Origin of the sequence: Empedobacter sp. UBA6745, from assembly GCF_002453775.1 — a bacterium.
GTDB classification, from domain to species: Bacteria; Bacteroidota; Bacteroidia; order Flavobacteriales; family Weeksellaceae; genus Empedobacter; species Empedobacter falsenii_C.
The window spans coordinates 55840-77688 of record NZ_DKHL01000001.1 but is presented as its reverse complement, the minus strand read 5'-3'; the positions used below and the strand labels follow the sequence as shown (position 1 = coordinate 77688).

Below are 21849 nucleotides of genomic sequence, written 5' to 3'. Positions count from 1 at the left end.
TAATGATTAAAACCTAAATACATAAAAATGAAAAAAATATTTTTTATAGCTGCTTTTGTAGCTGGAATAGCTTTGCAAGCGCAAGTTTCTACAACTCGTATTAATGACGTAAAACTTGGAATGAAATTGTCTGAATTAGAGAAATTAACTGGACAAAAATTCAAGTTGAAATTAAACGAATATGGTTATCCAGAAGATGATTTGACAATTGTTTCGAAAGGCGTAACCTATAAAGTTGGCTTAACATCGAACGGAGAAGGAAATGGTTCTAATAATTTGACTGTTTATAGCGTGAAATCGACAGATTCGAGCCTTAAAACATTGTCTGGAATTAAAGTTGGTTCTTCATTAGATGAACTGTTATCGAAATACAAAAACTTAAATATTTCGATTTATGATGGTTATGATGATAAAACGGATAAAAGAACAAAGGCTTTTCGTTATTTTAATGTAGAAGATCAAGATACAGGTTCAATATTACAATTCAAATTGGTAAATGATAAAGTAGCTTCTTTTGACGTGATGTATAACGAAGGTTGTTAAAATGAATAAACAAAAAATTCCAACTCTTAGAGTTGGAATTTTTTGTTTAAAATTATTTCTTAATCACTTTTTTTGTGATGATGTTTCCATCTTTTAGGTGAATAGATAAAATATACATTCCAGCTGGATAATTCTTCAAATTAACTTCCGAACCTAATTCAATTCCAAGTAAACGACCATTAAAATCATATAAATTGACATAATCAAAATTCTTCGCATTAATTTTTACCTTATCTGTTGTTGGATTAGGAAAAATTTCTACGAGTGTTTGTTGATAATTGTAATCGTTCGCAGATAATTCAGCCCAAGTATTTTCAGCTTTATCGCCACCCCAAATTAATGTGGCTAAATAGGGATTATCAATAAAAGGATTTCTACTTCCTTGTGTTTCATAAATGATTTCATTTCTTACTTTCTCAAATTCAGAAACTTTATCCAGCGCATTCCATTTCAAGAACATATCCGGCATTCTGTCATCATTACTGGTTGTATTGTTATACGCAACTAATTGAGGATCTGTTTCCATTCCGTAATGAACATACATATACATAATAATACGTGCAACGTCACCAGTCCATTCGTCACCCGGATAAAAACCACCATTTATTAATTTAGCCTGACCAGTTACGTCTTGTGTCCACTTTTCGCGGTAAGCATTGTTACTTCTTGTAGAATTGATTTGTCTGTCGACTGCGCGTAAGTTATGTGCATCTGTACCTGTTCCCGGATATCTCGTGTCTAAAACAGGATTTGCCAATGATTTAGGAAAAACATGTTCACGTTCCCATTTTCCATTTGCATTTCCGCCTGTATTGTTTTTATTATTGACATCGCGCGTACGTTGTTCTGAATAAATGGTAGAGTTATCTGTAAAACCATAGATTAACAAAACTCGGCCTTGAGAATCTAAATCCAAGTCCGATTGATCTAAAATATTCCAAACACCCGGCGTATAGCTTACAGCATGATGAGTTGCATTAATTAAATTATGCAATTCTTCTTTTATAGCTTTACCATTTTGTTTAAAATCTATCCCTTCATAATAATCTGGCTGTTGGGCAAATGAGATGAAAGGAAGTAAAAGGAGTAAAAGTTTTCTCATAATTATTTATAAATATTTGACAAAAATAAGTATTTATAAATAGTTAAGGAATGATAATCAGTTTAAATTATAAAGAAATTAATTTTGAAACTGTTTGATATATTGTTTTGGAGTTAAACCATATTTTTTCTTAAATGCAGAGATAAAATGTGAGGGATTTTCATAGCCAATTTCAAATGAAATATCTTTTACCATTTGTTGATTCTCTTCTAATCTATGCAGTGCAAATTCTAATTTTTTATCCAATAAGTAGCCATAAACAGTAGTCCCATAAAGCTCTTTAAATCCTTCTTTAAGATGATATTCAGAGATTGAGAATTTTTCACAAAGTTCTTTTATGGTTGGAGGATTTTTAAAATCAGACAATAGAAAATCTTTGATTTCCTTGATGCGTTTTCCTTCATTTTCATCATTCAGGAAAGGACAATGCTCGGTTTGATTTTCAATCTCAGAAAAGTAAAGCGTAAACAATTCGTACATTTTTCCAATTAGAAATAGATTTTGAAATTGAGGGGAAAGCTTCATTTGTTCAATCTGATTCAAAACCAGTTTAATTGAAGAACCGATTTCTCGCTCAATGTAAAATTTTTCTTGTGTCATACTTGAAATCAGATTATTCTGAATTTGATATTCAGCAAATAATTGATGCAGTTTTTGAATTGACAAGACAACAATATAGACTTTACTTTCAGCATTTATATTCAAGGATAAAGGAATATCTAAAGTTGGGTAATAGAATAAAAAACTTTTCCCTTCATGCAAATTGATTTTATAAATACCATTATTAAAATTAAATGTCAGTGAGCCTTTTGTACAAAAATAAAATTGTATATACCGCTTGTCAATACCTTTCAAAATAGTATCTGTAGACGCTGTAAAGTTATCTATCTGAGCAATAAATACGTCTGTTGACAATTTATATTCATTGATTTTACTTTTATGGGTATTTTTTAATTCCATTTCGAATGATGAGGTTTGTCATATAAAAAACGTGACATTTGTCAAGTGCGCTTTTTATAATGGTTTACATACAAATATAAACCTTTAATTTATAATTATTCTAAAAAAGCAAACTTTAATTTTTAGCGTTATTTTTTCTTTTTAAAGTTATTTTCGGAATGGTTTTGAAAGTACTTTTGTATCAGTATTTGAAGAAATGGCAATTAGAGGTAATAAAATGGAAGAAAAATTTTATGTTATTGGAATTAGTTACGAAAAAGCTGATGCCGTAACAAGAGGTAAATTTACATTTTTTCCAGAACAAGTCGAAACGTTTACAGAAGATTCTAAATCAATTGGTTTAGAAAACTTTTTTATTGTTTCAACTTGTAATCGTACTGAGTTTTATGGTTTTGCAGAAAATGAGGATCAAATCGTTGAGCAATATTGTAAATATACAGAAGGTAATGCAGAGGATTTTCGTCAGTTTATGATGGTAAAGGAAGGTGAGGAAGCGATTAATCATTTATTTCGAGTATCGTCAGGTTTAGAAAGTCAGATTTTAGGCGATTTTGATATTATAGGTCAAATCAAAATTTGGTTTTCGCGTTTCAAAAAACAAGGTGCTTCAAATGCTTTTTTAGAGCGATTGGTCAATACAGCTATCCAAATTAGTAAAAAAGTAAAGAATGAAACATTCTTAAGCAACGGTTCAGCATCAGTAGCTTATTCCGCTGTTAATTTCATTCAGGCAACGCAAGGAGATTTAACAGACAAAAATATTTTGTTGTACGGGATAGGTAAAATTGGACGTAATACCTGTGCCAATTTAGTCAAACATTACCCGAATACCACGATTACTTTAATCAACCGTACAAAAGAAAAGGCAGAAGTTCTTGGATTGAAATATGATATTACAGTCAAAGATCACAGTGAATTAAAAGAAGAATTACAAAAAACAGATATTCTGATTGTTGCCACTGGAGCAAATACGTATACTATTACGGAAGAAATGATTCAGTTTGATAAAGAAATGACAATTATTGACATGTCGGTTCCTGAAAATGTGATCCATACATTGGCCTCGCGCGAATCTATTCAGTTGGTAAATGTAGATGGATTATCAAAAATGGTAGATGATACAATTGCTCAACGCCGCAATTCTATTCCGGAAGCTTTAGCAATTATAGAAGAACATTCTGCAGAATTTTACGAATGGTTGGAAACCAGAGAATTGGTTCCGGCGATTCAATCTTTCAAAGATAGATTAGACTTTTTTCAAAGTTTTGCTTTAAATAATTTGAAAAAAGATAATGTAAACATTGATGAAAATGAAACGATTTTAACTGAAAAAGTAATTCAGAAAATTACAAATCAGTTTGCTTCTTATTTGATTGAAAATAAAGAAAATGCAGACGAAACAATTCAGTTAATTGAAAAAATGTTTCATTTAAAACAAGCTTAATACAATCATGAAAACAATAAAAATTGGTACACGTCAAAGTCCGTTAGCACTTTGGCAAGCCAATAAAGTTGCTTCTATTCTTGAAGCAAAAGGTCATCCAACAGAAATCGTTCCGATTACTTCTGAAGGTGATGCAAATCTAAAACAACCCATTTATTCATTAGGTTTAACAGGTGTTTTTACGCGTTCATTAGACATTGCTTTGTTGAATGATCAAGTAGATATTGCGGTTCATTCGTTGAAAGATGTACCAACTGTTTTACCAGAAACATTAGAGTTGATTGCGTATCCAGAGCGCGCAAGTTCTGCGGATATTTTGGTGTACAAATCGGAAGATATTTTCGAGAAAGAACACCGAATTATTGCAACAGGATCTTTACGCCGTAAAGCATTTTGGAATCATAAATATCCAAATGATACGATTGTAGATTTACGTGGAAATGTGCAATTACGTCTGAAAAAGTTGCAAGATAATGCAGATTGGGACGGAGCTGTTTTTGCTTTTGCAGGTTTGGATCGTTCAGAAATTTTAGATGAATTGGCAGAAAAAGGTCTTCATTATAAAGTGATTGATTGGATGATTGCTGCGCCATCTCAAGGGATTTTAGGAATTGTTGCAAAAGAAGGTTTGGATTTGAGTGATATTAATAATCCACAATGTGAACTTTTTGCAACAGTAGAACGCCAATTCTTGAATGTTTTAGAAGGAGGTTGTACAGCGCCAATTGGTGCGTTAGTTGAGAAAATTGATGAAGAAAATTACTCATTCAAAGGAGCAATTTTATCAATTGATGGACAAGAAATGATTTCAATCGAAAGACAATTCAAAGCAGATGAATATTTGACAAAAGGTCGCGAATTTGCTGAAGAATGTATTGCGCAAGGTGCTGCAAAAATGATTGAAGAAATTAAAAAAGAAATCGGAACGAAATAGTGCGAACGAAGATTTTATTCACGAAGTTAATTTCTCCTGAATTACTTGAAAAAGAATTTGGAACTGATGTTGAGGTGGTTTGTAAACCAACTTTACAAATCGAATTGACTTCGAAAAATGAAATTTCTGCACAGATTGATGAATCCGTTCATCAATTTATTGTGACGAGTCAAAATACAGTAAATGCCATTCAAGGATTGGAATTGAATGGTCATTTTTTTGTTGTTGGAAAAAAAACGGCAGAAAAACTAAAAGCGCAAAACAGAAAGGTTGTGTTGATTGAAGATTATGCAGAAGATTTAGCTCCGAAATTGATTTCAGGAAATTATTCTCCGAAATGGAATTTCTTGTGCGGTTCTTCGCGCCGAGATTTGTTGGTGAATGAATTGTCAAAAGCAAATCAAGAAGTCAATCAAATCATTACATATCAATCAGAACAGGTTGTTTATCAATTAAATGAAACTTTTGATGCGTATGCTTTTTTTAGTCCGTTATCATTCAAAGCATTTCATCAACAAAATGAAATTTCGGAAAGTTCGCGTATTTTTACAATCGGAAATACAACAACTTCTGCGATACAAGAAGTTTATCCAAATCATGAAATTATAACTGCGCAAACACCATTGGTGGAAGTGGTTATCGAAAATATAAAAAAATACATCAATGATAAAAAATGATTTGCTTTTAAAAGCATTGAGAGGTGAGGAGGTAGAGCGTCCGCCAGTGTGGATGATGCGTCAAGCAGGACGTTATTTACCAGAATTTATCGAATTGAGAGATAAATATGATTTCTTTACACGTTGTCAAACGCCAGAATTAGCGGCTGAAATTACAGTTCAACCAATTCGTCGTTTTCCGTTGGATGCAGCCATTATCTTTTCGGATATTTTGGTTGTACCACAAGCAATGGGAATGAATTTCGAGATGAAACCTGGTGTTGGTCCGTGGTTAGAGAATCCTATTCGTACAGCTCAAGATGTAGAAAAAGTTTATATTCCTGATGTTGAAGAAGAGTTAGGTTACGTTTATGCAGCGATGGATATCACAAAGAAAGAATTGGATAATAATATTCCGTTGATTGGTTTTGCAGGATCGCCTTGGACATTGTTGTGTTATGCAGTGGAAGGTCGTGGTTCTAAATCTTTTGATCAAGCGAAAGGTTTTTGTTTTCAAAATCCAGTTGCTGCGCATCAATTGTTAGAAAAAATCACTCAAACTACGATTCAATATTTGTTGAAAAAAGTGGAACATGGTGCAAATGTGATTCAGATTTTTGATTCTTGGGGTGGAATGTTATCGCCAAAAGATTATGACGAATTTTCTTGGAAATACATCGAGCAAATTGTAAATGAAGTTTCTAAAGTAGTTCCTGTAACAGTTTTTGCAAAAGGTTGTTGGTTTGCTTTAGAGAAAATGGCCGATTCTAAAGCTTCTGCTTTGGGTGTTGATTGGACAATTACGCCGCAATTAGCGCGTGAGTTTACAGGTTTCAAAAAGACGTTACAAGGTAATTTTGATCCTTCTCGTTTGTTATCGCCACCAGAAAGTATTCAGCAAATGGTAAAAGAAATGATTGACGATTTTGGTCCTTATAAATACATTGCCAATCTAGGTCACGGAATTTTACCAAATATTCCAGTTGAAAATGCACAAGCTTTTATAGAAGCTGTTGTAAATTATAAGAGAGATTAAGAAACTCGATATAACAAGAAACCTTCCGTAATGGAAGGTTTTTTTATTGAATATATAATTTAAATTTTACGATATTATTTAGATCTTTTGTATAATAAGCGATCCAATAATAATTATTCTCTTTACTTAAAATTCTATATTGATATATTTCTCCTTTTCTACTAAATGATTTTTTCATTGAATTATTGCTTTCTAAAAACTCTAGATTAAAATCATTATTTTTTATCCAATATAATTTTAGTTTAGAAAAAGATTCATCAATAAAATATTCAATCCAATTATTATCTTCAATTTTTACAATTGTTTTATTTCCTTCGTAGTCAAAATAATATAATTCAGAAGCTGACTTTACTAAATTATAATCTTTATCATTGATTGTTGATTTAGGCAAATTTTCTAAAGTAATCCAGTTTTCATTATTTTTTTCAGAGAATTTCTTTATTATATCAGTGTATTCTTTACATTTTTTTTGAAATCTATAAAAAATAGCTTCTTCTTCAGCTTGAATTTCATCTTTTGAAAAATCTTTAAAATATTTAATTAAACTAACATCTTGATTAACTAAATTAATTCTATCTAAATCATTAAGATTTTTATTTTCGGAAAGGATATTACAAAGATTATGAATTAGTATATCTCTTTTTTCATCAATATTTTGTGAAAAAGAAATTGAACAAATTATAAATAGAATATAAGTTAGGTAATATTTCATTTTTGGTTTTTTATAATTAATAAAATAAGAATAATTAAAATATCTGAAATAAAATAGTGTTTATTTTGCAAAATTTTTTGAGAGTTTATCGCTGAAAATAATTCCAATAAATGAAAGTAGAATAATAATTGAACTCGAAATTAAATCAGAAGTTAGTCCATCTTGAAAAGAATCTTTTACACTAAAATACTTAATTGTTGTATTGATAAAAATAGGTAATTGAAAAATCAATAAAATAATCGAAACGATTATTATCGAAATCTGCGCATATTTTTGAATAGGAATTGTAAGATTTTCAATTCTTGTATCTTCAAAATATTTTTCGATTCTAAGAAATCTAATCATAATTTCTGTTTTATAAATGAAAGTATAATAAATCAAAAACAGTACAATGAATAGAATTATAAGCGTGATGTAAGGAAATAAAACGATATTTTGACTTTTTATTTCTTCAGGAAATATTACATCAAAGTTCATTAACAGATTGATTTGCTCGGGAAAAAATGTTATAAAAGTTTCTATAATAAAGAAAAAACCAATCAATTTGATTATGATTGCAAATAGATTTTTAATCGTCATTTTGTTTCGTGTTAATTATTATAAATGTAATAAAAATACATTCTAATCTCCATTTTAACAGAAAATTAAAAGAAATCAATTTTATATTCGATAGTTTTAGTATATTTTAGTAGAAATATTAATATCATAAGTAAACTACATAAAAGAATAAGATGAAAAAGGGTATATTTTTGATGTCAGTTTTGGGTGTTCTTTTCTTTGTTCAGTCATGCGAAACGAAGAAAGAAAATGCTGACTCAACAACTAAAGAAGTTGTAAAACAAGATACAGTGCAAGCTGCTGCAGAGCCTGTTGGAAATCCTACAGATGTTAAAGCTGACCCAGGAACTTTCCAAATTAAACCTTTGAAATATGGTTACGATGAATTGAACGAATACATTGATGCAAAAACAATGGAAGTTCATTTCTCTAAACATTATTTAGGATACATCAACAAATTGAATACAGCGCTGAAAGAAGCAAATATCAAATCGAATGATATTGTAGACATTTTGAAAAAAATGGATATGAATAATGCTGCTTTACGCAACAATGCTGGTGGATATTACAATCACATGTTATATTTCGATATTATGTCTCCAACGCCGCAGAAAGCGCCTACAGGAGATCTTAAAGCGAAGATTGATGCAACATTTGGTTCTACAGAAGAATTGATGAAACAATTGGACGAAGCAGGTTCTAAACGTTTTGGTTCTGGTTGGGCTTGGTTAGTTGTGAAAGAAGACGGAAGTTTGGCAGTTACAAGTACAGCAAATCAAGATAATCCATTGATGCCAGGAGCAGAGGTTGCAGGAACGCCAATTTTAGGAATTGATGTTTGGGAACATGCTTATTATTTAAAATACCAAAACAAACGCGATGATTATTTGAAAGCGTTTAACAATGTTTTGGATTGGAAACAAGTTGAAGATAATTACAAGAAAGCGAAATAGACTTTCGAGTAACGACATAAAAAAAGCTTCTCAAATTTTTGAGAAGCTTTTTTGTTTTATATGAATAATTTTAATTCTTAATCAACGATTGTGTTTCTGTTGTTCCATCTTCATTAAAAACGCGAACAATGTATTTTCCTTTTTTCAAACTTTGTACATTAAAGTTTGCTTTTTGGCTTCCGTCTAATTTTTTATTCATTACTTCATTTCCAATAATCGAATATATCGACACCGAACTTGCTTTCGATGGATTATCAAATTTTATTGTAAACGTAGAACTCGCAGGATTTGGATAAATACTAACAGAGCCTTTGTCCTGATCAAATCTCGACTGAGCTGATGCAGATGTTATGGTGAATAAAAATATAGTTATAAATAGTATAAAGTGTTTCATATGCTTGTAATCCTAACAAATATAAAAATAAATAATTATAAAACAAACATTTCAAATTATATACCAAACAAAAAAGTGATGCTAAATTTTAGCATCACTTTAAGATATATAATAAAAATTATAAACTTATTATAAGCTGTAACGGATAAATCCAGTTACTTTCAAGTCAGCGTTAACAGCTTTAACGACATCTTGAACAGAAGTTTTTCCGTCTTTGATTGACGCTTGGTGAACTAATGTATTCTCTTTGAAGAATTTTTGTAATTTACCTTGAGCGATGTTTTCAATCATGTTTTCTGGTTTACCTTCTGCAACTAAAGTTTCTCTAGCGATAGATAATTCAGTATCAATTACAGATTGAGCAACAGAAGTTTCATCTAATGCTACTGGGTTCATAGCAGCAACTTGCATAGCAACGTCACGAGCTACTTCAGAAGCACCTTCTACGTTAGCAGATAAAGAAACTACAGCACCAATTTTGTTACCAGCGTGGATGTAAGAATTAACGATAGCACCTTCGATAGCTTGGAAAGTACCAATTTCGATTTTTTCTCCAATAACACCTGTTTGCTCAGTTAATTTTTCACCAACTGTAATTCCTGCGAATGGTAAAGCTAATAATTCTTCTTTAGAGTTAACTGTTAAAGCTAAATCAGCGATTTCATTAGCCATAGCAACGAAAGCTTCATTTTTAGCAACGAAGTCAGTCTCACAGTTCAAAGCGATAACGATACCTTTAGTTTGGTCAGCGTTAACTTTAGCGATAACTGCACCTTCTGTAGAATCACGGTCAGCTCTTTTAGCAGCTACTTTTTGTCCTTGTTTACGTAAAACTTCTACAGCTTTATCGAAATCTCCACCAGCTTCTTCTAAAGCTTTTTTAGAGTCCATCATTCCCGCACCAGTTGCGTTTCTTAATTTACTTACCTCAGCGGCTGTTGCTTTGTAGCTCATAGTAATATTTTTATTTTGTTTCTTAATATTTTAAATAAAAGTAGCTCGTACACCACAAAGTGGTGTAGGAGCTACAAGGTATATTATATCGATGAATTGATCATCAAGTTAATGTTAAGCTTCTTTTGTTTCAGCTCCTTCTTCTTTACCTTCTTTTGCTTTTTCTTTTTCTGCTTTACGTGTAGATAAACCAGCTTTGATAGAATCAGCTACTGTAGATAAGATGATATCGATAGATTTAGAAGCATCATCATTTGCAGGGATTGGGAAATCTACTTGACGTGGGTCAGTATTTGTATCAACCATTGCAAAGATTGGAATACCCAATTTTTGAGCTTCAGCTACAGCGATGTGCTCACGTACGATATCTACAATAAATACTGCAGATGGTAAACGTGTCATATCAGCGATAGAACCTAAGTTTTTCTCTAAAGATGCTCTTTGACGATCAACTTGTAATCTTTCTTTTTTAGATAGTGTTTCAAACGTACCGTCTTTTTTCATACGATCGATTGAATTCATTTTTTTTACTGCTTTACGGATAGTAACAAAGTTAGTTAACATCCCACCAGGCCAACGTTCTGTAATATAAGGCATGTTGATTTCTTCAGCATGCTTAGCTACAACATCTTTTGCTTGTTTTTTAGTTGCAACAAAAAGAACTTTACGTCCAGATGCAGCAATTTTTCCTAAAGCTTCAGATGCTTCATCTAATTTCACTGCAGTTTTGTGAAGGTCGATGATGTGGATTCCGTTTTTCTCCATAAAAATATAAGGAGCCATAGCCGGATTCCATTTTCTTGTTAAGTGACCAAAGTGCACACCAGCACCTAATAAGTCCTTTACATTTACTTTTGCCATTTTCTTTTTTTTAGTTTACGTTCCGTTATCTCAACAAGCAACAAACAAGTGGTCGAAAAATTCTAGCCTTATTTGTTTAGATGCTAAACCAACGGAAAATGGATTTTTTAATGAATTGAATAAATTAACGTTTAGAGAATTGGAATTTCTTACGCGCTTTCTTTTGACCGAATTTTTTACGTTCAACCATACGTGGGTCACGTGTTAATAACCCTTCTGGTTTTAATTGTAAACGAAAATCTGCGTCAACTTCACATAAAGCTCTAGAAATTGCTAAACGAATTGCTTCAGCTTGACCAGTGATTCCACCACCAAATACTTTGATATCTACATTGTATTTCTCTTTTGTACCAGTGATTAAAAATGGTTGTTCTACTTTGTATTGTAATACTGCCGTAGGGAAGTAGATTGCTAACTCGCGCCCGTTAATGAAGATTTCTCCATTACCTTCTTGTAAGTATACACGAGCAACAGATGTTTTTCTACGTCCGATTTTATGAACTATTGCCATGGAATTAGATTATAAATATTCGTTAATATCGATTTGTTTTGGTTGTTGAGCTTCGTGATTGTGCTCAGTACCAACAAATACATGTAAATTAGTCAATAATTTACTACCTAATTTATTTTTAGGTAACATTCCTTTTACTGACTTTTCGATTAAGCGTACAGGATCTTTTGCAAAAACTTCTTTCGCAGTTAAAGATCTTTGTCCACCTGGGTAACCTGTGTGACGAATGTATAATTTGTCATCCCATTTGTTACCTGTTAATTGAATTTTGTCAGCGTTTAAAACAATTACATAATCTCCACAATCTGCATGAGGAGTGAAGTTTGTTTTGTGCTTACCTCTGATAAGCTTCGCAACACCTGACGCTAAACGACCTAATGATAAGTCAGAAGCGTCCACAACTACCCATTCTTTCTGAGCAGTTTCTTTGTTGGCTGATGAAGTTTTGTAACTTAACGTGTCCACTATCTTGATTTTTAATATTTTATAAATTACCGACAATCCGATCGGGGTGCAAATGTACAAAATGATTCTGTTTTCCCAAAAGATTTTAGGAATTATTCGTCACTTTGATGGATTTGTACCATTTAGACGGTTGTCAAAACGTTTGCAAAATTACGTTAATTAATTGAATATCCAATATTTTTTTTGCGAATTAGACATTCTATTTAAGCGATTGATTGTTTAAAAATGATTAACAGATTACATAAAAAGAATTCATTTTATCGTTTAATCAATTAAGTATGATGCCAAACAAAATTTAAAAACCGTGCAATTAAAATTTTGAATTGCACGGTTTTTTTATTGTAAGATATCTTATTTTTAACCTCTTGAGAAAGGTAAAATTGTTTGAGTTGTAGAACCTAAACCTTCAATTCCATATTCGATAACATCTCCTGGTTTTAACCAAACTTGAGGTGTTTTTCCCATTCCTGATCCTGCTGGAGAACCTGTAGAAATAATATCTCCAGGTAAGAAAGACATGAATTGAGATAAGTAAGAAATTAATTTAGGAATACGGTAAATAAAATCGCTAGTGTTTCCATCTTGCATTAATTCTCCGTTTAATTTTAACCAAACACGTAAATTATTAACATCCTCGATTTCGTCTTTTGTTGCAATAAAAGGTCCAACAGGTGCAAATGTATCACATCCTTTTCCTTTGTCCCAAGTTCCACCACGTTCTGTTTGGAAAGCACGTTCAGAAATATCATTAATCAATGCATAACCATATACGTGATTCATTGCGTCTTCTTCCGTTACATTATTTGCTTTTTCCCCAATAATAATACAAAGCTCTGTTTCCCAGTCCATTTTTGTAGAACCATTTGGTTGCATAATTCCGTCTTCTGGTCCGTTAAACGATTGATTCGCTTTGATAAACATAATCGGTTCTGCTTGTTGTTGTAAACCTGTTTCTTTTACGTGATCATCGAAGTTAAGACCTACACAAACAATTTTTCCTGGACGAGTTAAAGGTGTACCAATACGTACATCATCTTCAACTAATGGCAAGCTGTTAATGTTAAGCTCGATATATTTTTGTAACGTTTCTTGTTTTTCTGTATTTCCAAAAAAATCATCATCATAAATAATTCCAGATGCTGAAACATCGAATTTTTTCTCATCGATGATTACACCTGATTTCTCCTGACCTTTTGGTCCGAATCTAAAAATTTTCATCTTCTTTATATTTTTTCCGCCACAAATATACGACGTATTGTTTTTTGATTAAATAAATAAAAAAAGACATCTGTCATTAACAGATGTCTCATAAAGATAAAAAATAATTATATTTATCTAAAATTATTTAGCAATTCCTCTCGAAATTACAATTTTTTGAATTTCTGATGTTCCTTCGTAAATCTGAGTAATTTTTGCATCACGCATCATACGCTCTACATGATACTCGCGAACATAACCATTTCCTCCGTGAATTTGAACGGCTTCCGAAGCAACTTCATTCGCTGTTTTAGAAGCAAATAGTTTTGCCATTGCACCAGAAATAGAAATATCTTTTCCTTCATCTTTCTCAACCGCTGCTTTGAAACATAACATACGAGCAGCTGTAATATTAGTTGCCATATCTGCTAATTTGAATGCAACAGCTTGATGATTGATGATTTCTGTTTTGAATGCTTTACGAATTTTTGCATAATCTAATGCTAATTCATAAGCGCCTTGCGCAATACCTAATGCTTGAGAAGCAATACCGATACGTCCTCCGTTTAAGACATTCATTGCGAAAGCAAATCCAAATCCATCTTCACCGATACGGTTTTCTTTTGGAACTTTTACATCATTAAAGAATAATGAATGTGTGTCAGAACCACGGATTCCCATTTTTTGCTCTTTTGGTCCAATTTCAAAACCTGCCCATCCTTTTTCTACGATGAAAGCATTGACTCCTTTGTGACCTTTTTCTGGATCAGTTTGAGCGATTACTAAATAAGTAGAAGCTGTTCCACCATTTGTAATCCAGTTTTTTGTACCATTTAATAAATAGTGATCTCCCATATCTACCGCAGTAGTTTTTTGAGAAGTCGCATCAGAACCAGCGTCTGGCTCAGATAAACAAAATGCTCCGATCACTTGACCAGAAGCTAATGGTACTAGATATTTTTGTTTTTGATCTTCGTTACAATATTTTTCCATACCAGCACAAACCAAAGAGTTGTTAACTGACATGACAACAGCAGCAGAAGCATCAACTTTAGCGATTTCTTCCATTGCAATGACATAAGAAACGCTATCTAAACCAGATCCTCCGTATTTTGGGTCAACCATCATACCTAAGAATCCAAGTTCTCCCATTTTTTTTACTGCATCAGTTGGGAAAGTAGATGTTTCGTCGCGTTCGATAACTCCTGGTAATAACTCAGCTTTAGCGAAGTCGCGAGCAGCTTCTTGAATCATTAATTGTTCTTCCGATAATTGAAAATTCATGTGATTATATTATTTATGGTTTTTATTATTTTATGATTATGACTTTAAATTTTTATTCAAATTTTAGAGAAAAAACAAATGCTCTAGTTGATAATGAATTCAAACTTCCTGTCCAATACTTTTGTGAAGCATCTTTATCTGGAACAATTTCATTATTAAAAAAGAACATTCCTTTTAGCGCTGGTGTAAGTTTAAATCGTTTGAAATAAATTTCAACTCCAATTTCAGCTTGCCAGTTAAAGTTATTCGTTGTAGTTCTGAAAACTCCAGTTTCGTTATCGTCTTCTTTGTTTTCGTTTGATTGTAAATTCATCAGATAACCCAAACCTCCTTGAATGTATGGACGTGTATTGAACCAACGATCTCCGTGAAAGTTTAACAATAATGGAATTTCAACATAAGTGGATTTTACCTCGCGCATAACTTTAGAAGGATCAGCTAAAGGCTCTCCAGTAACTGGATCTTTTATATTATTGAAATGTAAAATACGTTGAGCAAAATGCAATCCTGGTTCAGATTTTAAATCTATATAATCATTCACACGCATTTTTGCGATTAATCCAACAGAGAAACCAGCTTTACTTTCTTGATCTAAATAAACTAAACCGTGTTCATTTACTCCATCATCTTCTGGAGTTTGAGGAGTTCCTGGTAACGGATTTGTTTGAGCTTTAGGAACAATCTTGTAACTCATCATATTAGTTCCCAAGAAATATCCAAAACTAAATTTTTTCTGATCAGTTTCAGTTCTGTTTTCGCTTCTGTCATTATTAGGACGAAACTGCGCATTTGCAATGCTAGCAACAGTTAACGATAATGCGATGATTAGATTTTTTCTCATAGACTTTCAACGAATAACAAGCAAATTTATTTTATACTCTTATAAATGCTTGCAATACCAAAAGTAAGTTTTTTATCAATAGGTTGTGTAAATTTTACACTTTTCAAGATGTTTTTCATTTCTTCTCCATGTGGAAAAGCACGAACTGAATCTGGTAAATAGGTATAAGCACTTTGATCTTTCGAAACCATTTTACCAATTGCAGGTAAAATATTTTTAGAATAAAACGTGTACAACTGTTTCATAGGGAAAGCTGTAGGATACGAAAATTCTAAAATAACAAAAGTTCCTCCAGGTCTTAAAACACGATTAATTTCTGCTAAACCTTTCTCTAAGTTTTCAAAATTACGAACACCAAAAGAAACGGTTACACAGTCAAAAGTGTTATCAGGAAAAGGTAAATTTTCCGAATCTCCTTGTACCATTTCGATACGATTTTCTAATCCAGCTTCTTTTACTTTTTTGCGACCAACTTCCAACATTCCGTTAGATAAGTCTAATCCAGTAATTTTTGCATCGGTATTTTTACCCATCATAATTGCCAAATCTCCTGTTCCAGTCGCGATATCTAAAATCGTTTTTGGTTGAGAAGCTTTTACCATTTTGATGACATCTTTTCGCCATTGAATATCGATTCCCATTGATAAAACACGGTTTAATAAATCGTATTTTGGCGAAATATTATCGAACATTTGCTCGACTTGTTTCTTTTTATTTAGATCTGATGCTTCGTAAGGAGTTACTGCATCGTGTTGATGATTTGCCATTTTGTAAAGTTATAAAATCTAAATCTTATTCGTAATTCTCAAAATAAAATTGTTTAAAATCTTCTTTGTTAAATATTTTCGATAAATCAGTTGCTTTCTCGCTACCTGCACTTTTTATAAACATCTTAGGATAATCCTGATCGATGTTATAGTAAAAGTTTTCAATGTATAATTGAGAAGATTTTTCGATAATTCCGTGATAAACCTTGTTGTCTATTGCAATATTGTTTGATAAAAAGATAGAATCTTTGTTTTTTCTAACACCATAAGGTCGTGTAAATGTATAATATTCTTGATGCGTTGGATTTATAAAACCATTTGCTCTTGTAATATCTACAACTGTATCTACATTTTTGTTATTAAAACTATAAACGATATGCGCTTTTCCTTTTTTCAGGTCTACTCTTGCATTTTGTTGCGGTGCAATTGTAAAATCTTTATCGTTAATTTTGATTGTCAAGGTTTTGTTTGATGGATTGTCAATCACATACCCATCTTTTTTGCTCAAAAAAGTGTTATAAACAACAACGATCAAAGCAGCTAATCCACAGACGATTAAAAGACCAATTAATGAAGGATTTTTTTTCATGCTGCTAAATTAATTATAGTTTATTAATTTCGGTATGAGTTATTACATATTTTTCATTACTATTTTAATGAAATGTGTAACTTTGTCGCTATTATTTTTTTATTAAAATTGAACAATATTAATATGATAAACTCTGTAATTACAGGTTCTGGACACTATTTACCAAATAGAATTGTTACGAACGAAGATTTTGTTAACCACGAATTTTATGACGAAAGTGGAAATCGTTTGGATAAAACTGGTGAAGAAATTACGCGTAAATTTGAGGAAATTACAGAAATCAGAGAAAGAAGATATGTAGAAGATGATTTATTAAATTCTGATATCGCAACTTTTGCAGCTAAAAAAGCAATTGAAGAATCTGGCGTTAATCCAGAAGAATTAGATTATATAATCGTTGGGCACAACTTTGGAGATATTGATCCTGTTGGTCATCAAATTGATATTATGCCGTCAATTTCTGCAAAAGTGAAACACAATTTAGGAATCAAAAACCTAAAATGTAAGCCTTATGATATGACATTTGGTTGTCCTGGTTGGATAGAATCATTGATTTTAGGACATCAATTTATTCAAGCAAATATTGCAAAGAAAGTTTTGGTAATTGGTTCTGATACGTTATCTCGTGCTGTAGATCCACATGATCGTTCTGCGATGATTTTTGCAGATGGAGCAGGAGCAGTGGTTTTGGAAGCAAAAGAAGCTGACTATAAATATGGAATCATCAATCACGAAACTTTAAGTTATACAGGTGATGAATTGGCTTACTTGACAAATGGACGTTCTGCAAATCCAGACTATAAAGGTTCAATCAAAACAATTAATATGAAAGGTCGTAAAGTTTACGAATTCGTATTAAAAAATGTTCCACCAGCAATCAAAGAATTGTTAGATGAAACAAATTTATCAATCACTGATATTGATAAAATTTTATTGCACCAAGCAAATGCAAAAATGGATCATGCGATGATAGAGCGTTTATACAAATTATATGGTGTAGCTGTTCCAGAAAAAATTGATCCAATGACGGTTCAATTCTTAGGAAATACATCTGTAGCAACGGTTCCTACAATGTTTGATTTAATCAAAAAAGGAGAATTAGCTCCTCATCAATTTCACGCAAATGATAAAATTATTTTAGCTTCTGTTGGAGCTACAATGAATGTTAATGCAGTGATTTATCAATTCGAGAAATAAAAACAAAAAACTCATATACTATTGTGAATACATTCGGAAGACTATTTAAAATTTCAACTTTTGGCGAAAGTCATGGTGTAGCGATTGGAGGTGTAATTGATGGCGTTCCAAGTGGAATCGAATTAGATTTCGATTGGATACAAGCACAATTAGATCGTCGTAAGCCAGGACAATCTGCAATTGTGACACAACGAAAAGAACCAGATACAGTACAATTTCTTTCAGGTATTTTTGAAGGAAAAACAACGGGTGCTTCTATCGGGTTTATTATTCCGAATGATAATCAAAAATCTCACGATTACGATCATATCAAAGGTGTTTTTCGTCCTTCTCATGCCGATTTTACATACGAAACCAAATATGGTGTTCGCGATCATAGAGGTGGAGGAAGAACTTCTGCGCGCGAAACGGCGAATTGGGTTGTAGGTGGCGCTGTTGCAAAACATGTGATTCCAAATATCACTATTACGGCTTATGTAAGCGGAGTGGGTCAGTTGAAGTTGGATAATGATTATTCTACATTAGATTTTTCTAAAATTGAAGATACGGCAGTGCGTTGCCCAGATCTAGAAATGGCAGAAAAAATGATCGATCGTATCAAAGAAATTCGCAAAGAAGGTGATACAATTGGAGGTGAAGTGACATGTGTTATTCAAAATGTTCCAGTAGGTTTAGGTGAACCAATTTTTGATAAATTACACGCACGTTTAGGACAAGCAATGATGTCGATAAATGCGGTGAAAGGTTTTGAATACGGCGAAGGTTTTGCTTCTACATCAATGAAAGGTTCAGAAACGAATGATCAATTCAATCAAGACGGAACAACAAAGACCAATTATTCTGGAGGAATACAAGGTGGAGTTTCGAATGGAATGAATATTTATTTCAAAGTTGCTTTCAAGCCAGTTGCGACATTAATGCAAGAACAAACGACATTGAATGCTGATGGCGAAATGGTAGAAATGCATGGAAAAGGTCGTCACGATCCTTGTGTTGTTCCAAGAGCCGTTCCTATTGTAGAAAGTTTAGCTGCGATGGTTTTGGCTGATATGTTGCTGATACAACGAACAAGAAATATATAAAAAACAAAAAACTCCAACTTTTAAAGTTGGAGTTTTTTGTTTTGCATAACGCATAACGCANNAACGCATAACGCATAACGCATTTAACCAAAATCCTTCATTTCTTTTCTGTATGTTTCTCCAATTGGTAAAATTTTCTGATTGAGATAAACAGAATTACCATCTATTGAAGTTAAAAAATCAAGATTGATGATATACGAACGATGAATTCTTTTGAAATGATTTGGTAATTTTTCTTCGAAAGATTTCATGGTTTCTAAGACTAATATTTTTTCAGTTTTGGTATGAATTCGAATATAATCTTTCAAACCTTCAATGTATATTAAGTCCGAAAAATTAATTTTCACTTGCTTTCCATCTGCTTTTACAAACAAATAAGTTGACTGATTTTTAGTTGATGTCATTTGAAAAAAATCAACATACTTTTTTACTGATGAATCAAAACGATCTTTCGTAATAGGTTTCAATAAATAATCAACCACATGAAAATTAAAACTTTCTAAAGCATAATCTTGATAAGCAGTTGTAACAATAAATTTCTGAGAATGATCAAGGATTTTCATCAATTGAATTCCTGTTAATTCGGGCATTTGAATATCTGTGAAAATAAGATCAACTTTATTATTTTTGAGAAAATCAATTGCTTCAAAAACTTCGGTTGTAGCAAGTGAAACAATTAAATTTTCATTTTCAGAAGCGTGTTTTTTTAATAATTCAACAGCCAAAGGTTCATCGTCTAAAATAATACACTTAATTTTCGTCATTTAAAGGAATTTTTAGGTAAATATGAAAGGTTTCATAATCGTTTTTAATCTCGAAATTATAATTATTTCCGAAATAATAATTCAATCTTTTTTTCAAATTTGTTAATCCAATTCCAGAAGTTTCATCTTTTTGATGTTGGTTAATTTTATTTGAAACGGAAATCTCAAGGTATTCAGAATTGGTTTTTAAATTGATTTTAATTGGATGATTAATGTTTTTTACAACGCCATGTTTTATTGCATTTTCGATTAAAGGTGAAATAATATACGGATGAATCAATTTTTTAGAATTCTCAATCAAAAATTCTTTTTCAACATAAAATTTTTCTCCATAACGAATCTGCTCCAAATCTAAATATTGATTGATGTAATCAATTTCTCGTTCAATTTCTATTTTATCTTTATTGGTTTCGTAGGTTGTAAAACGCATAATTGCACTCAAATTTTCGATTGCTTTCAGCGAATGAGGAGAATTTACACTCACCAAACTATAAATATTATTAAGGGTATTAAACAAAAAATGAGGATTAATTTGAGATTTAAGAAAATTAATTTCAGCTTCTTTTTTCTCTTTTTCTATAATGTTATTTTGTTTTAGAGTATGAATTGAATGGAATGTCATCCATAAAAAAAGTGACGAAAAAACGATGAAAGAACCATAATGTAAATTGTCGTAAATGTAAAAACTAATCGTTGTTCCTTCAAAATAATTGACTTTGTGAAACAAAAAATCTGTAATAATTTGCTCAATAAAATAACGAACAATAATAAATGTTGTAAAGGAACATATTATAGAGAATAATATCGATTTCCAATTGATATTTTTTAGAAAATAAGGAGCAATAAAAAAATAGATAATAAAAATTGTAATTAACTGAACAATATACATTGTTGATGCAAATAAGTTAATTGCTTCAAAAAATGAATTTCCGTTAGTTAGATTAACTAATCCAATTGTTATGTAGTCAAACAGAATGTAAATAAGCCAGAACCCTAAAAGTATAAGTACACTTTTTTGTTTCGAGAAACTTAAATTTTTTTTATCACTCTCCATTGTTTTTGTTTTTTGTAAAATTAGATTCTTTTCTAGATAAAAGTGAAGTGATTCGTCGATAAATCAAATGGGTTAGTCGATAAATAGAAGTCAATTTTTTCAGAATCACAGAAATTTGAATCATAATTAAAAATTAATTCAAATGAAAAACTTATTTATCACAATCATTACCGTTTTAGGTTCTGTTAATTTATCTGCTCAGGCAAAATATAATTTTCAAACAAAATTTGATGATGCGATTCCAGTTCTTAATGTTGGGACTTTTCACATGGGCTATACGACAGATGCTAATTCGACAGAGTTTGACGAACATAATAAAGAGAATATTCGACAAGTACATGAATTAGCAAATAAAATTGCAGCTTTTAAACCAACAATTATTTTGGTTGAACAAGAGCCGTATAAGAATAAGAAAATTGCCACGGCTTATTCAGATTATTTAAAGAATCCAAAAATGAAATTTGAAAAACCTACCGAGATTGAGTTATTAGCTTATGAAGTTGGACGATTAAGCGGATCGAAGAAAATTTATGGAATTAATTATCAAGAAGATTATCTTTATATGCTTGGTGATTTGTTGAAAGAGCAAGATGATTCGATTACATTCAAAAAATACATCGAAATGTTCCGAAATAATGAATCAAAAAATGGAGTAACAAAAAAAGATGTAAAATTAAAAGAGTTATTGCAATACTATAATCAACCAGAATTTTTAGATTTTTCGGTTGCAGTTAATGCGGATATGTTAACGACGGTTTCATACAAAAAATATCCAGTAGGAGCAGAACAAGCGGCGAAATATTATCATAGAAATTTAGCCATGTTCTCAAATATGAATAATGTGCCAATAACAAAAGACGATCGTATTTTTGTATTAATGGGAGCTACACATACGGCTTTCTTTAAAGATTTCTTACGACGTTCGCCAAAGTTTAAAGAAGTAAATACGTTAGATTATCTAAAATAAAAACATAAAAAAAACCTCGCAAAC

The 21849-nt window shown here is 31.5% G+C and carries 25 protein-coding genes; 9 read left to right on the top strand and 16 right to left on the bottom strand.

Annotated features, from left to right (window positions below):
* Positions 1–27 precede the first annotated feature (27 nt).
* Positions 28–543 carry a hypothetical protein gene (locus B4H69_RS00460; RefSeq protein WP_286484768.1) on the top strand — a complete coding sequence of 172 codons (516 nt, stop codon included), beginning with the start codon at positions 28–30 and terminating at the stop codon, positions 541–543.
* Between the two features lie 52 nt (positions 544–595).
* Here B4H69_RS00460 and B4H69_RS00455 read toward each other — a convergent pair whose 3' ends face one another.
* Both B4H69_RS00455 and B4H69_RS00450 read right to left on the bottom strand, forming a co-directional pair.
* Positions 596–1645 carry an endonuclease gene (locus tag B4H69_RS00455; RefSeq protein ID WP_291092316.1) on the bottom strand — a complete coding sequence of 350 codons (1050 nt, stop codon included), beginning with the start codon at positions 1643–1645 and terminating at the stop codon, positions 596–598.
* Positions 1646–1723: 78 nt separating this feature from the next.
* Complete coding sequence (locus B4H69_RS00450) at positions 1724–2605, bottom strand: helix-turn-helix domain-containing protein (protein ID WP_291092314.1); 882 nt, start codon at positions 2603–2605, stop codon at positions 1724–1726.
* Between the two features lie 217 nt (positions 2606–2822).
* Here B4H69_RS00450 and hemA point away from each other — a divergent pair, with 217 nt between their 5' ends.
* Genes hemA through hemE form a run of 4 tightly spaced genes read left to right on the top strand, consistent with a single transcriptional unit; the run spans position 2823 to position 6675 of the window.
* Entirely contained in the window at positions 2823–4049 is a 1227-nt protein-coding gene (gene hemA / locus B4H69_RS00445; protein ID WP_236901641.1) for a glutamyl-tRNA reductase, read from the top strand.
* A 7-nt stretch (positions 4050–4056) separates the two neighbouring features.
* A complete protein-coding gene (hemC, locus tag B4H69_RS00440; RefSeq protein WP_280045312.1) occupies positions 4057–4983 on the top strand; it encodes a hydroxymethylbilane synthase in 927 nt (308 codons plus the stop codon).
* Positions 4983–5660 (top strand): uroporphyrinogen-III synthase, encoded by a 678-nt coding sequence (locus B4H69_RS00435; RefSeq protein ID WP_180904969.1) that lies wholly within the window; start codon positions 4983–4985, stop codon positions 5658–5660. Before hemC ends, B4H69_RS00435 begins: the two co-directional genes overlap by 1 nt.
* Positions 5647–6675, top strand: a complete 1029-nt coding sequence (gene hemE / locus B4H69_RS00430; RefSeq protein WP_291092310.1) for a uroporphyrinogen decarboxylase — start codon at positions 5647–5649, stop codon at positions 6673–6675. Before B4H69_RS00435 ends, hemE begins: the two co-directional genes overlap by 14 nt.
* A gap of 43 nt (positions 6676–6718) precedes the next feature.
* Here the strand turns inward: hemE and B4H69_RS00425 are convergent, their stop codons facing one another.
* The gene (locus B4H69_RS00425; RefSeq protein WP_115001420.1) at positions 6719–7387 is read right to left on the bottom strand and encodes a hypothetical protein; all 669 of its coding nucleotides are present in this window, start codon (positions 7385–7387) and stop codon (positions 6719–6721) included.
* A 60-nt stretch (positions 7388–7447) separates the two neighbouring features.
* Positions 7448–7732 carry a hypothetical protein gene (locus B4H69_RS00420; protein WP_147280018.1) on the bottom strand — a complete coding sequence of 95 codons (285 nt, stop codon included), beginning with the start codon at positions 7730–7732 and terminating at the stop codon, positions 7448–7450.
* A 386-nt stretch (positions 7733–8118) separates the two neighbouring features.
* Here B4H69_RS00420 and B4H69_RS00415 point away from each other — a divergent pair, with 386 nt between their 5' ends.
* On the top strand, positions 8119–8898 hold the full coding sequence (locus B4H69_RS00415; RefSeq protein ID WP_244957958.1) for a superoxide dismutase: 780 nt from the start codon (positions 8119–8121) through the stop codon (positions 8896–8898).
* A gap of 70 nt (positions 8899–8968) precedes the next feature.
* Here B4H69_RS00415 and B4H69_RS00410 read toward each other — a convergent pair whose 3' ends face one another.
* The 10 genes from B4H69_RS00410 to B4H69_RS00365 form a co-directional block, all read right to left on the bottom strand.
* On the bottom strand, positions 8969–9292 hold the full coding sequence (locus B4H69_RS00410) for a T9SS type A sorting domain-containing protein (protein WP_115001418.1): 324 nt from the start codon (positions 9290–9292) through the stop codon (positions 8969–8971).
* 129 nt (positions 9293–9421) lie between these two features.
* The gene (gene tsf, locus B4H69_RS00405; RefSeq protein ID WP_038334478.1) at positions 9422–10246 is read right to left on the bottom strand and encodes a translation elongation factor Ts; all 825 of its coding nucleotides are present in this window, start codon (positions 10244–10246) and stop codon (positions 9422–9424) included.
* 114 nt (positions 10247–10360) lie between these two features.
* Complete coding sequence (gene rpsB, locus B4H69_RS00400; RefSeq protein WP_038334479.1) at positions 10361–11107, bottom strand: 30S ribosomal protein S2; 747 nt, start codon at positions 11105–11107, stop codon at positions 10361–10363.
* Positions 11108–11231: 124 nt separating this feature from the next.
* On the bottom strand, positions 11232–11618 hold the full coding sequence (gene rpsI / locus B4H69_RS00395) for a 30S ribosomal protein S9 (protein ID WP_038334481.1): 387 nt from the start codon (positions 11616–11618) through the stop codon (positions 11232–11234).
* Between the two features lie 9 nt (positions 11619–11627).
* Positions 11628–12083 (bottom strand): 50S ribosomal protein L13, encoded by a 456-nt coding sequence (gene rplM / locus B4H69_RS00390; RefSeq protein ID WP_038334665.1) that lies wholly within the window; start codon positions 12081–12083, stop codon positions 11628–11630.
* A 357-nt stretch (positions 12084–12440) separates the two neighbouring features.
* The gene (locus B4H69_RS00385) at positions 12441–13301 is read right to left on the bottom strand and encodes a fumarylacetoacetate hydrolase family protein (RefSeq protein WP_180904968.1); all 861 of its coding nucleotides are present in this window, start codon (positions 13299–13301) and stop codon (positions 12441–12443) included.
* Positions 13302–13424: 123 nt separating this feature from the next.
* Complete coding sequence (locus B4H69_RS00380) at positions 13425–14564, bottom strand: acyl-CoA dehydrogenase family protein (RefSeq protein ID WP_291092306.1); 1140 nt, start codon at positions 14562–14564, stop codon at positions 13425–13427.
* Between the two features lie 52 nt (positions 14565–14616).
* Positions 14617–15405 (bottom strand): porin family protein, encoded by a 789-nt coding sequence (locus B4H69_RS00375; protein ID WP_291092303.1) that lies wholly within the window; start codon positions 15403–15405, stop codon positions 14617–14619.
* Positions 15406–15431: 26 nt separating this feature from the next.
* The gene (gene ubiE / locus B4H69_RS00370) at positions 15432–16172 is read right to left on the bottom strand and encodes a bifunctional demethylmenaquinone methyltransferase/2-methoxy-6-polyprenyl-1,4-benzoquinol methylase UbiE (protein WP_038334486.1); all 741 of its coding nucleotides are present in this window, start codon (positions 16170–16172) and stop codon (positions 15432–15434) included.
* Positions 16173–16197: 25 nt separating this feature from the next.
* Complete coding sequence (locus B4H69_RS00365) at positions 16198–16761, bottom strand: hypothetical protein (RefSeq protein WP_291062602.1); 564 nt, start codon at positions 16759–16761, stop codon at positions 16198–16200.
* A gap of 123 nt (positions 16762–16884) precedes the next feature.
* Between B4H69_RS00365 and B4H69_RS00360 the strand changes: the two genes are divergently transcribed.
* Both B4H69_RS00360 and aroC read left to right on the top strand, forming a co-directional pair.
* Positions 16885–17958, top strand: coding sequence for a 3-oxoacyl-ACP synthase III family protein (locus B4H69_RS00360; RefSeq protein ID WP_038334667.1), 1074 nt, complete (start codon positions 16885–16887; stop codon positions 17956–17958).
* A 23-nt stretch (positions 17959–17981) separates the two neighbouring features.
* Positions 17982–19040: a chorismate synthase gene (aroC, locus tag B4H69_RS00355; protein WP_291092301.1), complete on the top strand. Its 1059-nt coding sequence runs from the start codon at positions 17982–17984 to the stop codon at positions 19038–19040.
* Positions 19041–19123: 83 nt separating this feature from the next.
* Here the strand turns inward: aroC and B4H69_RS00350 are convergent, their stop codons facing one another.
* Together B4H69_RS00350 and B4H69_RS00345 are read right to left on the bottom strand one after the other, a co-directional pair.
* A complete protein-coding gene (locus tag B4H69_RS00350; RefSeq protein WP_280062560.1) occupies positions 19124–19804 on the bottom strand; it encodes a LytR/AlgR family response regulator transcription factor in 681 nt (226 codons plus the stop codon).
* Entirely contained in the window at positions 19791–20858 is a 1068-nt protein-coding gene (locus B4H69_RS00345) for a sensor histidine kinase (RefSeq protein WP_286474036.1), read from the bottom strand. Before B4H69_RS00345 ends, B4H69_RS00350 begins: the two co-directional genes overlap by 14 nt.
* Before the next feature lie 142 nt (positions 20859–21000).
* Here B4H69_RS00345 and B4H69_RS00340 point away from each other — a divergent pair, with 142 nt between their 5' ends.
* A complete protein-coding gene (locus B4H69_RS00340; RefSeq protein ID WP_291092298.1) occupies positions 21001–21825 on the top strand; it encodes a DUF5694 domain-containing protein in 825 nt (274 codons plus the stop codon).
* Positions 21826–21849: the final 24 nt, after the last annotated feature.

Excerpts from the sequence above, each read along its gene's own strand:
- B4H69_RS00385 (WP_180904968.1), bottom strand. The coding sequence starts at position 13,301 with ATGAAAATTTTTAGATTCGGACCAAAAGGTCAGGAGAAATCAGGTGTA.
- B4H69_RS00455 (WP_291092316.1), bottom strand. The coding sequence starts at position 1,645 with ATGAGAAAACTTTTACTCCTTTTACTTCCTTTCATCTCATTTGCCCAA.
- tsf (WP_038334478.1), bottom strand. The coding sequence starts at position 10,246 with ATGAGCTACAAAGCAACAGCCGCTGAGGTAAGTAAATTAAGAAACGCA.
- B4H69_RS00425 (WP_115001420.1), bottom strand. The coding sequence starts at position 7,387 with ATGAAATATTACCTAACTTATATTCTATTTATAATTTGTTCAATTTCT.
- ubiE (WP_038334486.1), bottom strand. The coding sequence starts at position 16,172 with ATGGCAAATCATCAACACGATGCAGTAACTCCTTACGAAGCATCAGAT.
- hemA (WP_236901641.1), top strand. The coding sequence starts at position 2,823 with ATGGAAGAAAAATTTTATGTTATTGGAATTAGTTACGAAAAAGCTGAT.
- rpsB (WP_038334479.1), bottom strand. The coding sequence starts at position 11,107 with ATGGCAAAAGTAAATGTAAAGGACTTATTAGGTGCTGGTGTGCACTTT.
- B4H69_RS00375 (WP_291092303.1), bottom strand. The coding sequence starts at position 15,405 with ATGAGAAAAAATCTAATCATCGCATTATCGTTAACTGTTGCTAGCATT.
- rpsI (WP_038334481.1), bottom strand. The coding sequence starts at position 11,618 with ATGGCAATAGTTCATAAAATCGGACGTAGAAAAACATCTGTTGCTCGT.
- B4H69_RS00365 (WP_291062602.1), bottom strand. The coding sequence starts at position 16,761 with ATGAAAAAAAATCCTTCATTAATTGGTCTTTTAATCGTCTGTGGATTA.
- B4H69_RS00345 (WP_286474036.1), bottom strand. The coding sequence starts at position 20,858 with ATGGAGAGTGATAAAAAAAATTTAAGTTTCTCGAAACAAAAAAGTGTA.
- hemC (WP_280045312.1), top strand. The coding sequence starts at position 4,057 with ATGAAAACAATAAAAATTGGTACACGTCAAAGTCCGTTAGCACTTTGG.
- B4H69_RS00420 (WP_147280018.1), bottom strand. The coding sequence starts at position 7,732 with ATGATTAGATTTCTTAGAATCGAAAAATATTTTGAAGATACAAGAATT.
- B4H69_RS00380 (WP_291092306.1), bottom strand. The coding sequence starts at position 14,564 with ATGAATTTTCAATTATCGGAAGAACAATTAATGATTCAAGAAGCTGCT.
- B4H69_RS00450 (WP_291092314.1), bottom strand. The coding sequence starts at position 2,605 with ATGGAATTAAAAAATACCCATAAAAGTAAAATCAATGAATATAAATTG.
- B4H69_RS00410 (WP_115001418.1), bottom strand. The coding sequence starts at position 9,292 with ATGAAACACTTTATACTATTTATAACTATATTTTTATTCACCATAACA.
- B4H69_RS00415 (WP_244957958.1), top strand. The coding sequence starts at position 8,119 with ATGAAAAAGGGTATATTTTTGATGTCAGTTTTGGGTGTTCTTTTCTTT.
- B4H69_RS00350 (WP_280062560.1), bottom strand. The coding sequence starts at position 19,804 with ATGACGAAAATTAAGTGTATTATTTTAGACGATGAACCTTTGGCTGTT.
- hemE (WP_291092310.1), top strand. The coding sequence starts at position 5,647 with ATGATAAAAAATGATTTGCTTTTAAAAGCATTGAGAGGTGAGGAGGTA.
- B4H69_RS00360 (WP_038334667.1), top strand. The coding sequence starts at position 16,885 with ATGATAAACTCTGTAATTACAGGTTCTGGACACTATTTACCAAATAGA.
- B4H69_RS00340 (WP_291092298.1), top strand. The coding sequence starts at position 21,001 with ATGAAAAACTTATTTATCACAATCATTACCGTTTTAGGTTCTGTTAAT.
- B4H69_RS00460 (WP_286484768.1), top strand. The coding sequence starts at position 28 with ATGAAAAAAATATTTTTTATAGCTGCTTTTGTAGCTGGAATAGCTTTG.